Origin of the sequence: Aeromonas sp. 1HA1 (assembly GCF_029237385.1) — a bacterium.
In the GTDB taxonomy this organism is placed as follows: Bacteria; Pseudomonadota; Gammaproteobacteria; order Enterobacterales; family Aeromonadaceae; genus Aeromonas; species Aeromonas popoffii.
In genome coordinates, this window is sequence record NZ_JAACGC010000047.1 from 1 (window position 1) to 13,929 (window position 13,929).

Genomic DNA, 13,929 nt, shown 5'->3' on the forward strand with positions numbered 1-13,929 from the left:
CGAACAGGGATTGCAGGCTGGAGCTCACTCTGGGAAGGCTGGCAAACACTGCAAAGTAAACTGGACGGCTTTATTGCCGCCAAAGAGATGATGGCTTCGGGGATCAAGATCTGATCAAGAGACAGGTTCCGAAGGAGCTGGCTTATGAGCCGGCAAACCAGCTGGTTGCCTATCAGCCCGCCCTTGGCGGGATGGAGGGCAAACCGGCCCGCTGGAGCGGCGTCATCTCGGCGGTACAGAACAAGGCGGATCAGAGCGTCATCGAGGTAGTTTATCTGCCGCTCGAATCCAACGGGGTTCCGGAGCAGACCGAGCAGAGTCCGGGCCGCTTTCTGGCCATCATGCAGGGCTTCGTCGACCCGACCCTTTACGCCAAGGGGCGCAGCCTGACGGTGCTCGGCACCATAGCTCAGCCGGTGGATGGCCAGATTGGCGAGCACAAGTACCGTTTCTCGGTGATCGATGCCACCTCCAGCAAGCTGTGGCCGCCGGTGAAGGAGGTAGAGATCCGCTATATGGATCCTTACTTCTACGACCCCTTCTATGATCCCTTCTGGCCGAGACGGCCGCTGCGTCGCTAAGGTTGCTCATGACAATCATCATGCAGGAAAAAATGCTCACCCTGGCCGATGGTCGCCGGGTGGCTTTGCTTGACAACGAGCAGCAGGGCAAGCCGCTGCTGATCGCCTTGCATGGCTGGCTCGACAACAGCGCCAGCTTCTTGCCGCTGGCCCCGTATCTGGGGGACTTTCATCTCATCTGTGTCGATCTGCCAGGTCATGGTCACTCCGATCACAAAACCACCCCCTATGTTTTTGTGGACTGGCTTGATGATCTCTACCAGATCGTTCAGGCGGCAGGCTGGTCGCGTTTCAATCTACTTGGCCACTCCCTGGGGGCATTGATTGCGTCTGCCTATGCCGGCGTCTTTCCCGAGCAGGTGGAGCGGCTCATCATGCTGGAGGGGTTGGGCCCGCTCAGCCAGCCCGATGAGGAGGTGCCGGCGCAGTTGCGGCGGGCGATTTTAAATCGCAGTCGCACCCGTGAACGCAGTGCCAACGGCTTTGCCTCGGTTGATGAAGCGGTGGCCGCCCGTTGCAAGGTGGCGGATATCACGCCGCAGGCGGTGCGGCTTATCTGCGAGCGACAACAGGTGGAGCGGGCAGGGCGCTGGCATTGGCGCAGCGATCCCCGTTTGCGGGAATTGTCGCCACTGCGCATGGGTGAGGGGCAGGCCCAGGCGCTGATCCGTGCCATCCGCTGCCCTGTGCTGTTTATCCGGGGCGAGCATGGCTTTGCCAGCCTGCTGGCGCAGTGGCAGTTGCGTCATGGCGCATTCGAGCAAATAGAAATGGTCGTTTTGGCGGGAAACCATCATTTTCATATGGAAAACTCGGCCGATACCGCCGTTTGTATCGAAAAATTTTGTCAAATTCGCTAGAATCACCGGCTTTCAATCATTCCAGGTTTGTTTTCCCCCTCACACGTATCCGTTGTTAATTCGCTGTTAATTGATGTGGCCCTATGTAAATATGGGTGACATTAGAGCATGAGCTTAAAACGACCGATTGAATTGGATGTGAACAGGGACGGAGGCAATACAGTGAGCGCACAGGTGCTAGTTATGCAGGAGAAGTTCGTGGAAAAAGTCTGGCTGAAGCGTTATCCACAAGGGGTTCCCGCCGAGATCAACCCAGACCAATACAGCTCCCTGGTCGACATGTTTGAGGCATCGGTGACCGAGTTTGCCGATCAGCCTGCCTTCGTCAACATGGGGCAAACCATCACCTACCGCCGACTGGAAGAGCAGTCCCGCGCCTTTGCCGCCTACCTGCAAAGCGAGCTCAAGCTCAGCCAGGGGGATCGGGTGGCTGTGATGATGCCGAACCTGTTGCAATACCCCATCGCCGTGTTCGGCATACTGCGCGCCGGTATGATAGTGGTGAACGTCAATCCGCTCTATACCCCGCGCGAGCTGGAGCATCAGCTCAAGGACTCGGGGGCCAAGGCCATCGTCATCGTCTCCAACTTTGCCCATACCCTGGAAAAAGTGGTCTACGACACCCCAATCAAGCACGTCATCCTGACCCGCATGGGCGACAACCTGGGGCTGGCAAAAGGCACCCTGGTCAACTTTGTGGTGAAATACGTCAAAAAGCTGGTACCCAAATACAACCTGCCCCACGCCAGCACCATGCGTCAGGCCCTCTCCAAGGGGCGCTACCTGCAGTACATCAAGCCCGAGATCACCAACGATGATCTCGCCTTCCTGCAGTACACCGGCGGCACCACTGGCCTCTCCAAGGGGGCCATGCTGACCCATCGCAACATGATTGCCAACGTCGAGCAGTGCCTCGGCGTCTACGGCCTCATGCTGGCACGGGGCAAGGAGTTCGTGGTCACGGCACTGCCGCTCTATCATGTTTTCGCCCTGACCGTGAACTGCCTGCTGTTCATGCGCCTGGGGGGATACAACTTGCTCATCAGCAACCCGCGCGACATCCCGGGCTTTGTCAAAGAGATCAGAAAATACCCCTTCACCTGCATCACAGGGGTCAACACCCTGTTCAATGCCCTGGTCAACAACGGCGAATTCCAGTCGATGGATTTTGGCAAGTTGAAGCTGACCATAGGGGGGGGCATGGCTGTGCAACGGGCGGTCGCCGAACAGTGGAAGGGGCTGACCGACACCCCGCTGCTGGAAGGTTATGGCCTGACCGAGTGTTCGCCGCTGGTGAGCGTCTGCCCCTACGATCTGCTCGACTACAACGGCTCCATCGGTCTGCCGGTCTGCTCCACCGACATCCGTCTGGTGGATGACGCCGGTCAGGTGATCACCGAATGTGGCAAGCCCGGCGAGATGCAGGTGCGCGGCCCCCAGGTGATGGTGGGCTACTGGCAGCGTCCCGAGGCCACTGCCGAGGTGATGCAGGATGGCTGGCTCTGTACCGGCGACATCGCCGTGTGTGACGAGCAAGGTTTTTTCAAGATCGTCGATCGCAAGAAGGACATGATCCTGGTCTCGGGTTTCAACGTCTATCCGAACGAGATCGAAGACGTGGTGGCGCTTCACCCCAAGGTGCTGGAAGTGGCTGCGGTTGGCGTGCCGCACAAGGTTTCCGGCGAGCTGGTGAAGATCTTCGTGGTCAAAAAAGATGCAAAACTGCAGGAGGACGAGATTATTGCCCACTGCCGCACACATCTGACTGCCTATAAGGTGCCGAAACTGGTAGAATTTCGCGACGAACTTCCCAAGACCAATGTGGGCAAGATCCTGCGCCGCGTGCTGCGCGACGAGGAAATTGCCAAGCAATAACGGGCGATCCGCCGCTGTCATGCAAAACCGTGGGTCATGCCACGGTTTTTTCTTTTGGCCCTGATCAACGCGCAGGCAAAGATGCACTATCAACTCATTTCACAGCAAGCCGAACTGGAACAATATCTCGCTTCCCTGGCCGACGTTCCCCTGGCCATCGATACTGAATTCGTCCGCACCCGCACCTATTACCCCCAGCTGGGCCTGTTCCAGATCTATGATGGCGAGCATCTGGCCCTGCTGGATCCCCTGGCTCTGAACCTCGCGCCCCTCTGGCAACGGCTTGGCCGGGCAGGGCAGATCGCCATACTGCACGCCTCCGGCGAAGACCTGGAGCTGATCCAGCACGAGGCTGGCCATCTGCCCAATCAGATGCACGACACTCAGCTGGCGACGGCCTTTCTGGGCTATGGTGTGTCGGTCGGTTTTGGCGCCCTGGCCAAGGATTTTCTCGGCGTGGAGCTGGTCAAGGATCAGGCTCGTACCGATTGGCTGGCTCGTCCGCTCACCGAGCGTCAGCTCGAATATGCGGCGGCTGATGTGTTCTACCTGATGCCGCTCTACGAGAAGGTGATGGCCCAGCTGCACGAGAGCGGCAAGTTTGCCTGGTTCGAGCAGGAGTGCCAGAACCACTCGGCCCGCAAGACCCAGGGCTGCGATCCCCGTCAGGCCTATCTCGACATCATCAACGCCTGGCAACTGGGACGCCGTGAACTGGCCATACTGCGCGAGCTGGCTGCCTGGCGTCAGCAAGAGGCGGTGCGCCGCGATCTGGCCCTTAACTTCGTGGTCAAGGAGCTGCATCTGTTCAAGGTGGCGGAGCGCAAACCCACGTCGCTGCGCGATCTCAATGAGCTGGGGCTGGCTCCCATCGAGATCAAGATCCATGGCAAGCGGATGCTGGACATAGTCGCGACGGCCCAGCAGAGCGACCCTGCGGGCTGGCCTGAGCCCATTCGCCGGCTGGTGGATTATCCCCAGTACAAGGCCGAGCTCAAGCGCATCAAGGGGATGGTGGAGGAGAAAGCCAAGGCCAGCAACATCCCGCCGGAACTGGTGGCGAGCAAGAAGATCATTCACCAGTACTTCACCTGGAGCTGGCGTATGAGCGATGAAGAGCGTGCTCGCGCTGACAAGCCCATGCTGCTACAAGGGTGGCGTCATGAGCTGGTGGGGCATCTGCTGGCACAATAAGCGACACAGTCAACAATGGGCCCAGCGGGCCCATTGTTCTATCTCGTGCGAGGATCTGCCTATATTCAGGGCTCTGCAGCAGGGCCCTGATGGCCTCGTCGAGCCGTTGCAACTGCTGTGGCGTGGTGGTGCGGCGGTTCAGCATCAAATGCACGGGTGTCTGCTGGATATAGATCAGATTGGATAGAAACGGCAGGCTGACCAGTCTGGAAGCGAGGATGCACGAATGTGCATCCCTCAGAGTTCGTGGGCGTGGAATCCCTTGCGATAGCGGGCTTCGCAGCGTGGGCAGCGTTGCAGGGTCGGATCCAGCTCGAGTTGCTCAATGGCAAGCGGCTCTTCGCAATCGGAACAGATGCCATAGAGCCCCAGATCCATTTGACAGAGAGCGGCATCAATCCGCTTGAGGCAGGCCACGCTCTGCTCCACCTTGGGCAAGTCGAGGCGACTGGTCAGCTCTACCAGCTGATCCCGTTCGCAGTGATCTACTTTTTCCGCCCACTCGTCACGCCGACAGGCCTTGAGCTGACCTATCAGCTCTTCTCTTACTTGTGCCCAGTCAGTCAGCAGGCGCTCACGCCACACGGCCAACCGAGCTTGCGTCATTTCACACACACTAGCCCCCAACAGACGAATTACAAATCCAGGGCAGTATAGGGAGACAACAGGATTATCAAGATGATATGCGTCAAGTAAAAGACGGTTAGATCACAGCTTTCGAGGCTTGCAGCAAGGCCTCCCGAATGGGAGCCGTCTCCTTGAACAGCCTGATATCGCGAAACAGCAGGTCGGCTTGCGGGTATTCCCGCTTGAGGTAGCTGAACCACTGCTTGATGCGGCTGGGGTAATAGTCCGCTTTCTCGCTGGCCAGATCCTGCTCGGTGTAGCTCACCATCAGCTGCAACACCTGTGCCCAGCTCATGTGGGCGCAGCCGGTCTTCATCACGTTGGCCAGGTTGGGCAGGGAGATGGCACCGCGCCCCACCATGAGCGCATCACAGCCGGAGACGCTGGCGCAGGTGAGGGCATCTTTATGATCCCAGATCTCGCCGTTGGCGGTGACAGGGATGGGCAGGGCGCGGCGGATGGCGTCCACATACTCCCAGTGGGCCGGGGCTTTGTAGCCTTCGCGCTTGGTGCGCGCATGCACCGCCAGCTCGTTGGCGCCCGCCTGATAGACGGCCTGGGCGTTCTCCAGGTAGAGATCCTTGTCATCGTATCCGAGGCGGATCTTGGCGCTCACCGGCAGATGGGCTGGCACCGCCTCCCGCACCGCCTTGACGATGCGGTAGATGGTGTCGGGCTCTTTGAGCAAGACGGCGCCGCCCTTGCTCTTGTTCACCGTGGTGGCAGGGCAGCCAAAGTTGAGATCGACCCCGGGGGAGCCAAGCTCGATGGCGCGTGCCGCGTTCTCGGCCAGCCATTCGGGGTGTTGCCCCAGCAGTTGCACCCTTACCGGGGTGCCGGCGCGGGTCTTGCCACCCTGCTTGAGTTCGGGCGCGAGCCGATAAAATACCTTGGCAGGCAGCAACTGATCGACCACGCGGATAAACTCGCTGACGCAGAGGTCGTAGTCGTTGACGGAGGTGAGTACCTCCCGCATCAGGTGATCCAGCACCCCCTGCATGGGGGCCAAAATAACGCGCATAGCTGCTTCCGAAGACAAGGGGAGAAAAAAGAGCGCAGATTGTAGTGGCAATGGCCGGCGTTGTCAGCCATCAGCCCACTCGTTGAGCCTCATCAGCCGACGCTCGCAGGTCTGGGTTGTCAGCTTTTGGGTCAACTCTGTTACGCTAAGCAGAGCTGAATTGAAGAGGAGCGGCCATGAAACGTTGGTGTCTGATGGGATTGGGCTGGTTGGCATTCGTCACCGGCATCATAGGAATCGTGCTGCCCCTGTTGCCGACCACCCCCTTCATGTTGTTGGCGGCGGCGCTGTTTGCCCGTTCGTCCCCCCGCTTTCACCGCTGGCTGCTGGCTCACCCCTGGTTTGGCCCGCCCATCGTCGATTGGCAGCAGTATCGCGGTATTCGTCGTCATGCCCGTCGGCGGGCCATCATCTTCATTCTGCTCACTTTCTCGGTATCGCTGGCGGTGGTGCCGCTGCTCTGGGTCAAGGGGCTGCTGGTGGTCATAATGGTGATCCTGCTCACCTGGTTAATGCGTCTGCCGGTACTGGAGCCAGTTGCAATGGCGAAGTGAAGTCCCTAAGCTATTGCGGCAATAATGCTATGGAGTCGGCCTGTCATTTTTGCGTGACGGGCCTTTTTATTTCCCGCTGGCGGGAATCGAGAAATACGGCCACGCCTGGGCTCAAAAAATAAGCGGTCAAACAATGAATCCGGATACCCTGAAATTTATCGAAGCGAGCATCAAGACCATCCCCGACTATCCGAAGCCGGGCATTCTGTTTCGTGACATCACCAGCCTGATAGAGAACGCGGAGGCCTTCAAAGCTACCATCGATCTGTTGGCTGAGCATTATCGTGATCAAGGGATCACCAAGATCGTCGGCACCGAGGCCCGCGGCTTCATCTTCGGTGCACCGGTCGCCTTCGCCATGGGCCTGGGGTTTGTGCCGGTGCGCAAGCCGGGCAAGTTGCCCCGTGCAGTGATCGAGGAGTCCTATGCCCTCGAATACGGTACCGATACCCTGCAACTGCACACTGATGCCATCGTGCCGGGTGACAAGGTGCTGGTCGTCGATGATCTGCTGGCCACCGGCGGTACCGTCGATGCGACCGTCAAGCTCATCCGCCGGGCCGGTGGTGATGTGGCCGATGCGGCTTTCATTATCTCCCTGCCATCTCTGGGCGGCGATGCCCGCCTGACGGCGGCCGGCATCAAGGTCGTCTCACTGGTCGAATTGGCTGGCGAGTAATCCCCCCGGATGCAACGCAGGCCTCGTCAGCCTGTTGCGTGTCCCGAAACCGGTGCCCATCCGGGCATCGGTTTGAAATTCAAGCGATCCCTCCCGCCCTCGCCGATAGCCGATACAGCCCGCCTGGCATTTGTGTTAGCATTCTGTCTCAATGCCTTGTCATCCCTGCATCGAGACTTATGAGCTATCAGGTTCTGGCGCGTAAATGGCGCCCCCATACGTTTGAACAAGTGGTAGGCCAGCACCATGTGCTGACCGCCTTGACCAACGCCCTGGATCAGGGACGGCTGCATCATGCCTATCTGCTGAGCGGTACCCGTGGGGTTGGCAAGACCACCATAGCCCGCATTCTGGCCAAGAGTCTCAATTGTGAGCAGGGGATCAGCAGCCATCCGTGCGGTGTGTGCGACACCTGCCGCGAGATCGATCAGGGCAACTTTGTTGATCTGCTGGAGATTGATGCGGCGTCCCGCACCAAGGTGGAAGACACCCGCGAGCTGCTCGACAACGTGCAGTATCGCCCGGCCCGCGGCCGCTTCAAGGTCTACCTCATCGATGAAGTGCACATGTTGTCGCGCCACAGCTTCAACGCCCTGCTCAAAACCCTGGAAGAGCCGCCCCCCTATGTGAAGTTCCTGCTGGCCACCACGGATCCGCAGAAGCTGCCCATTACCATCCTCTCTCGCTGCCTGCAGTTTCATCTGAAGAGTCTGGATCAGACCCAGATCGCCAAGCAGCTCGAATGGGTGCTGGATCAGGAGGGGCAACCGTTCGAGCCGCGCGCTTTGCAAGCCTTGGCCAAATCGGCTGACGGCAGCATGCGCGATGCCCTGAGCCTGACCGATCAGGCGCTGGCTCACGGCAATGGCAGTGTGCGTCTCGAGAGTGTGCTGGCGATGCTGGGGACGCTCGATCACCGCCACCTGCACCAGTTGCTGGAGGCCATCTTGCGCCAGGATGCTCCGGCGGCCATGGCCAAGATCACCGAGATTGCGACCCTGGGGCCCGATTTTGATCAGCTGCACGCCGAGCTGGAAGGGCTGCTGCATCGCATCGCCATGGCGCAGTTACTGCCCGCCACAGTGCAGGAGCAGGGGGCGGATGCCGATGCCCTGTTGCAGCTGGCTCAGGCCATGAGCCCGGAAGAGGTGCAGCTCTGCTACCAGATAGTGCTGGGGGGGCGTAAGGATCTGCCCTGGGCCCCCGATGGCCGCACCGCGCTCGAGATGACCTGCCTGCGCATGCTGGCCTTCTCCCCGCGCCGTGAGGCCGTGCACCCGGCCAACCTTGCCGCTCTGTCGCCCGTGGCTGGTGTGAGGACTGCACCGGCCCCGCTGGGAAAGCCTCAGGGGGTTGAGCCAGCCCCCGCTTCGGCCACCGCGACTGTGGCCCCACCGGCTGTCTCTACTGATGCTCCAACCCTCACGCCGGGGGTGCCCTCCCTTGTGCAGGCTGAGCCTGTCATCCCTCGCTCTGTGGATGAGCAAGAGAATGCCAGCGACGCGCTGAGCGCGCCGCTGTTTGCCGAGCAGGACGAGCTGCTGCGTGAAGCGCAGCAGATGGGCTATGAGGGATCCTCTGGCGCGAGTGAGCCAATGGCTCCCGTCAGCAGGCGTGACGACGCGCTGCAGGATGCCTCATTGACAGCCCCGCTATCCCCTGAGCCTCATATGGAGGTCGCTCCCGTTGCCGAGCCGGAAGCTGCCCACTCTGCTGCGTCCAGCATGCAGAGCCTGCTGGGCAAGCGCAATCTGCTGCGCAGCCGCCTGCGTGGTGAGCCAGGGGCAACCGCCGTTGCGTCTGCACCACCTCGTGTTGCGCCCACCAGGCCGGTGACGGTCCCCGAGGCCAGCCCGATCGTGCCGCCGGTTGCTGCACCAGCATCCCCCGGCTGGCTACCCGCCGCCGTGGCGCCGATCCAGAGTACTGCGGTAGCGGGCTATGAGGATCTGCCGCCGCTCGAGGCCTATGACGACAGTGGCAGCGATTACGAGGAGTACCTGAGCCAGGGCTTTAGCGATGCGGTTGCCAGTGCGCCCATGCCGAACCGGTTGCCGGCGGCTCCTGCGGCCAGCGCCGGGCCTGCCTATGCTCAGGCTGCCCCTGCTCCCGTTCCCGCCAGCGCTCGTCCCAACCCCGACGATCTGCCGCCCTGGGATCTGGACGGTACGTCGGCCGCGAGGGCACAGGTAGCGCCTGCCGTGTCCAGCCCCGCACCCGCGATGCCCCAGGTTACTGCTGCCATCGCACCTCAGCCGACGGCGACCTCCGTGATGGAGGCCATCGACTGGGATGAACTGGAGAGCGACAGTCGACCCGAGGAGGGGGAAGCGGTCGCCAGATTGATCCCGTCCTCCTTGCTGGTCAACTGTGGGGATCCCTGGTCCGAGCTGATTGCCCGCACCGGGGTCGGCGGTCGGCTGCGTCAGCTGGCGATCAACGCGGTCATGAGCCAGCAGGGAGAGACAGTGCAGCTGATCCTCAAGCCTGAGCAGCGCCACCTGATCAGCGATCGGGCCCGCGCCGATCTGGCCGAGATCATAGGCCCGGAGCTGGGTCAGGCCGTGCAGGTGGAGGTGACCCTGGGCCTGGTACCCGATAAGGAGACGCCCCTTGAGATAGAGCACCGCCTCTATTTGGGTGTGCGCGAGCAGGTAAGCCGGGATCTGGAGTTGGATCCCAATGTGCAGTTTTTAGTTCAGCGGTTTGGTGCCATGCTCCACCACGAGAGCATAGAGCCGCTAAGCAATTGAATTCGATGTTTAACACCCATGCCGGGCTCAGTGCCCGGTTGAAAAGCGGTTTGCTTGTCCCCATCTAGGACAGACAAGCCCACAGCCCGGCGCTGGATGCCGGATTTCAAGACGAGAGACGACATATGTTTGGTAAAGGTGGAATGGGGAACCTGATGAAGCAGGCCCAACAGATGCAAGAGCGCATGCAGAAGATGCAAGAGCAGCTTGCCCAGATGGAAGTGGTCGGCGAAGCCGGTGCTGGTATGGTCAAGGTCACCATGGCCGGCAGCCACAGTGTGCGTCGCATCGAGATCGACCCGAGCCTGATGGAAGATGACAAAGAGATGATCGAAGATCTGGTCGCTGCCGCCGTCAACGATGCCGTTCGTCGTGTGGAAGAGCAAAACAAGACCAAGATGGGTGAGCTGACCGGCGGCATGCAACTGCCCCCGGGCATGAAGCTGCCCTTCTAAGCATGTCGACGTAAATCCAATGCTTCGATAGGGCAGCGCGGGCTAAGGGCCAGGCAGATCTGATGCTCTCGCGATGTGACGCAGGGTGGGTGTTTCGTACGTTCCCCATCTGGCATGGCAAGCCTCATCAAGCATGACCAGGACGCAGTTGATGCAGGCACTCTGTATCAGCTGCGTTTTTTTATGGCGTGCGTGCCAAGTCAGCCCCTGTTGCGGCGGGCGTTATGGCTGCTGTGCCAAAAAGTGAAGGCGCCCTCGGGCGCCTTCTTGGTTGGTGCACGTGCTTGCGTTTCCCCACCAGGGTGTTCCACCTCGCTTAACTCAGCCAGCCTGCCGCCATGGCCAGCTTGCCGCAGAGTGCTGCCAGCACTATGCCGAGCAGGGTACGCAGGAGCCAGATCACCACCAGCTGGCTCACGCTCACCGGGATCCTGGTGGCCAGGATGCAGGGGATAGAGGCGGAGAAGAAGAGGACAGAGCTGACCGAGATCACGGCGGTGACATAGCGCACCAGCAGATCCGCATCTTTGAGCAGGATGGCGGGCAGGAACATCTCTGCCAGCCCGGCCGAGAGCGATCTGGCGGTCTCCAGTGGCTCGCCCAGATCAAGCAACCAGGTCAGGGGCCACAGTAGCCAGCCCAACAGGTCGAACAAGGGGGTATGCTGCGCCAGCAACAGGCCGAGCAGGCCGACCGACAATATGGTGGGCACCACGGCGGCCGCCATGCTGAGGCCATCCTTGAGGTTGTCTTGCAACTGGCGCAGCAGGGGGTCTGCCTGACTGGATTGGCTCAGCCCGGATGCCAGTGCAGCTTGCCAGCGGCGCATGCCGGCTGGCAGTGGCTCATCGGTTTCCCCGTGATGGGCCATGTTGGAGATAGGGGGCACGCGCGCCAGAATGGCGGTGATGACAAAGGTGATCACCAGGGTGGACCAGAAATAGAAGTTCCAGTGTTCCATCAGGTTGAGGGTCTTGGCCACAATGATCATGAAGGCGGCCGACACGGTGGAAAACCCGGTGGCTATGATGACGGCTTCCCGCACCGTGTATTTGCCCGCGAGGAAGACCCGGTTGGTGATGAGCAGCCCAACCGAATAGCTGCCGACGAACGAGGCTACCGCATCAATGGCGGAGTGCCCCGGTGTGCGCCATAACGGCCGCATCACGGGCTGCATCAGTACCCCGATCAGTTCCAGCAGACCGAAGCCGAGCAGGAAGGTGAGGGCCATGGCACCGATGGGCACGATGAGGCCGACCGACATGGCCAGCTTGTCGAACAGAAAGGGCAGGCGATCCGGGGTCATCAGCCAGGCCGGTCCCAGCTCGGCGACATACATCAACGCCAGACCAAGACCGAGCAGCTTGAACAGGCTCAGGAGTCTGTCGATGGGACGCGCGCGCCAGCGGCCATCCAGCAGCGGAGTCACGGCCCCATAAGCGATCAGTAACAGGATCAATCCCAAAGCCAATGGCCGCTGTGCCATCAGCAAGCCAGCCAGGTGATCCACCAGTATGGTGCTGCGTCCCGCCAGCTCGAACGGGATGAAAAAGATGGCGATGCCAAGCAGGCTGGTCAGCAACAGCTTGATACCGGCGCCTGATTTCGTGGGGGCGATGAGCACATTATCCTGTTCCATCTCGTCATTTCTCCTTGTGGTGTAACGCCTGCCCGACATCTGACCGAGTAAATTGTATATACATTACCGTCTGTGGCTCACAAATCAAACATAAAATTAACCAAAATGAAACATTGGCGCATTGGATCTGGCGTGAGATGGCGATCTGCGCGTATGGGAGGCAAAGGGGGGTGAGTGGCGATAACAGCGTGGCTGGATAGATGGGCAGTAAAGGGGATGAGTGCAGTCAGGCAGAGGTGGCGCTATGGTGCTGGCATCGTCAGACCCAAAATAACTAGGCCAGGGGAGGCAGGGGGCGGGATCTTTATTGGAGCCCGGTCGGTTGTTGGGGCCAAAGGGGAAAAAATGCAAGGTTTGTCATGGGATCAGGATCTCACCGTGGTGGTAACCCCGATGACGATAAAAATATCCATAGCGACAAAAATCATATAAAACATTAACTTGGATTTAAGATTTTCGCTTTCACCCATCCTTATGTACTTTTATCATTACTATTTATGGATCAGTTATAAAACCTTTGTTCATTTGACTACTTTTCGGGTTTCTCATTGCAGAGTAAGATGCCACCTCAATAAAAATAAGAATTAGGAGTTCGGGAGTGAAGGCATTAGCAAAAGAAAGGGTATCACCCTATATAAGCCAGTTATATGAGTGCGGTATTAATGATTCTGACATTAAGTTGGTGGTGGATCAGTTCCGCTCCGATGTGTCAGGCAGTTCTTCGCTGTTTCTGTTGCGGGATGATGACAAGAGCGACGGGATAAAACTCTTCTCCAGTGGGCTGACAGAGGCACAGCAGCAGTTCTATGTACAGCACCATCGCCAGGATGTGTGGTTCAATCACTATCTGGACAAGGGCTGCCAGGGCATAGTCAATGCCACGACACTGTCCAATTCGACGGGGCTGCTTGCCAGTTTCGGTGCGCAATTTGCGGCCGGGGGGGTCTGCCGGGTAAAGGGGCGGGGTCTTAGCAGCCTGTGCACCTATCGTGGTGCCAGCCAGGAAGATTTCAGCGCTCAGGATATCTCCTCGCTGGCAGAGGTTTATTCTGGTTTTGCGGCCTGGAGTAACCATTATTGGAACTTGCTGGCGCTGGAAACCCAGAACTATCAGCTGCAGCAACTGGTTAAAAACCATAATAAGCCCAGCGCCATCGTCGATGACAAAGGCCATATCCATTATTCCAATGTGGCCTTCAATCGTATCTCCGATGAGAATGTTGAGTTACGGTCTGTTAATGGTATGTTTTCGCTGCACAATAAGGAGCAACAACGCCAGTTCAAGGAGATCCTGAATGGCTTTGCTTACTTGTTGCCAGGAGCGAGCGCGTATATGTCTATTTCCCGTCAGGCCAATTTAAGGCCGCTGCTGATCCAGTGTACGCTGATGAGCGGTCTTAGCCGGTTCGAGCGCTATGTGGAAGTCGTGCTGCGCGATCCCGAGCACTCTTTCAATCCCGACATAGAGGCGCTGGCCAGCCTCTATCCGCTGACCATAGGCGAGAAGGAGCTGCTGGTGCTGATGAGCAAGGGTTACAGCAGCAACGACATCGCCGAGCTGCGTGGGGTCAAGGTGGAAACCGTCCGCTCGACCCTCAAGGGGGTGTTCAAGAAGACCGACTGCCACAGTCAGAACGAGCTGCTGCTGTTGCTGCAATCCATCTCCTGATCGGGTGCGAGCTATGCTTGGA

General features: G+C 59.3%; 12 protein-coding genes and 1 pseudogene. 9 read left to right on the plus strand and 4 right to left on the minus strand.

What is annotated here, in order from left to right:
- Window positions 1-110 precede the first annotated feature (110 nt).
- From GWQ22_RS14545 to rnd, 4 genes are all read left to right on the plus strand, one after another.
- A complete protein-coding gene (locus tag GWQ22_RS14545; protein ID WP_275930757.1) occupies window positions 111-581 on the plus strand; it encodes a Slp family lipoprotein in 471 nt (156 codons plus the stop codon).
- Between the two features lie 8 nt (window positions 582-589).
- On the plus strand, window positions 590-1,441 hold the full coding sequence (locus GWQ22_RS14550; protein WP_275930742.1) for an alpha/beta hydrolase: 852 nt from the start codon (window positions 590-592) through the stop codon (window positions 1,439-1,441).
- Between the two features lie 198 nt (window positions 1,442-1,639).
- Entirely contained in the window at window positions 1,640-3,316 is a 1,677-nt protein-coding gene (gene fadD, locus GWQ22_RS14555) for a long-chain-fatty-acid--CoA ligase FadD (RefSeq protein WP_275930758.1), read from the plus strand.
- Between the two features lie 81 nt (window positions 3,317-3,397).
- Entirely contained in the window at window positions 3,398-4,510 is a 1,113-nt protein-coding gene (gene rnd / locus GWQ22_RS14560; protein WP_181364871.1) for a ribonuclease D, read from the plus strand.
- Between the two features lie 37 nt (window positions 4,511-4,547).
- Here the strand turns inward: rnd and GWQ22_RS14565 are convergent.
- The 3 genes and pseudogenes from GWQ22_RS14565 to dusC form a co-directional block, all read right to left on the minus strand.
- A pseudogene (locus GWQ22_RS14565) lies at window positions 4,548-4,697 on the minus strand (ABC transporter substrate-binding protein); the annotation flags it as partial.
- Between the two features lie 50 nt (window positions 4,698-4,747).
- Window positions 4,748-5,116, minus strand: coding sequence for an RNA polymerase-binding protein DksA (locus GWQ22_RS14570; protein ID WP_042037682.1), 369 nt, complete (start codon window positions 5,114-5,116; stop codon window positions 4,748-4,750).
- A 97-nt stretch (window positions 5,117-5,213) separates the two neighbouring features.
- The gene (dusC, locus tag GWQ22_RS14575; RefSeq protein ID WP_275930743.1) at window positions 5,214-6,158 is read right to left on the minus strand and encodes a tRNA dihydrouridine(16) synthase DusC; all 945 of its coding nucleotides are present in this window, start codon (window positions 6,156-6,158) and stop codon (window positions 5,214-5,216) included.
- Window positions 6,159-6,334: 176 nt separating this feature from the next.
- On the opposite strand from dusC, the gene GWQ22_RS14580 reads away from it, so the two are divergent.
- From GWQ22_RS14580 to GWQ22_RS14595, 4 genes are all read left to right on the plus strand, one after another.
- Complete coding sequence (locus tag GWQ22_RS14580; protein ID WP_042037684.1) at window positions 6,335-6,712, plus strand: YbaN family protein; 378 nt, start codon at window positions 6,335-6,337, stop codon at window positions 6,710-6,712.
- Between the two features lie 133 nt (window positions 6,713-6,845).
- Entirely contained in the window at window positions 6,846-7,391 is a 546-nt protein-coding gene (gene apt, locus GWQ22_RS14585) for an adenine phosphoribosyltransferase (protein WP_101347027.1), read from the plus strand.
- 179 nt (window positions 7,392-7,570) lie between these two features.
- Entirely contained in the window at window positions 7,571-10,144 is a 2,574-nt protein-coding gene (gene dnaX, locus GWQ22_RS14590; protein WP_275930744.1) for a DNA polymerase III subunit gamma/tau, read from the plus strand.
- Window positions 10,145-10,269: 125 nt separating this feature from the next.
- Window positions 10,270-10,599 (plus strand): YbaB/EbfC family nucleoid-associated protein, encoded by a 330-nt coding sequence (locus tag GWQ22_RS14595; RefSeq protein WP_042037688.1) that lies wholly within the window; start codon window positions 10,270-10,272, stop codon window positions 10,597-10,599.
- Window positions 10,600-10,915: 316 nt separating this feature from the next.
- Here the strand turns inward: GWQ22_RS14595 and GWQ22_RS14600 are convergent, their stop codons facing one another.
- Window positions 10,916-12,238: a YjiH family protein gene (locus tag GWQ22_RS14600; RefSeq protein WP_275930745.1), complete on the minus strand. Its 1,323-nt coding sequence runs from the start codon at window positions 12,236-12,238 to the stop codon at window positions 10,916-10,918.
- Window positions 12,239-12,836: 598 nt separating this feature from the next.
- On the opposite strand from GWQ22_RS14600, the gene GWQ22_RS14605 reads away from it, so the two are divergent.
- A complete protein-coding gene (locus GWQ22_RS14605; RefSeq protein ID WP_345893640.1) occupies window positions 12,837-13,907 on the plus strand; it encodes a helix-turn-helix transcriptional regulator in 1,071 nt (356 codons plus the stop codon).
- Window positions 13,908-13,929: the final 22 nt, after the last annotated feature.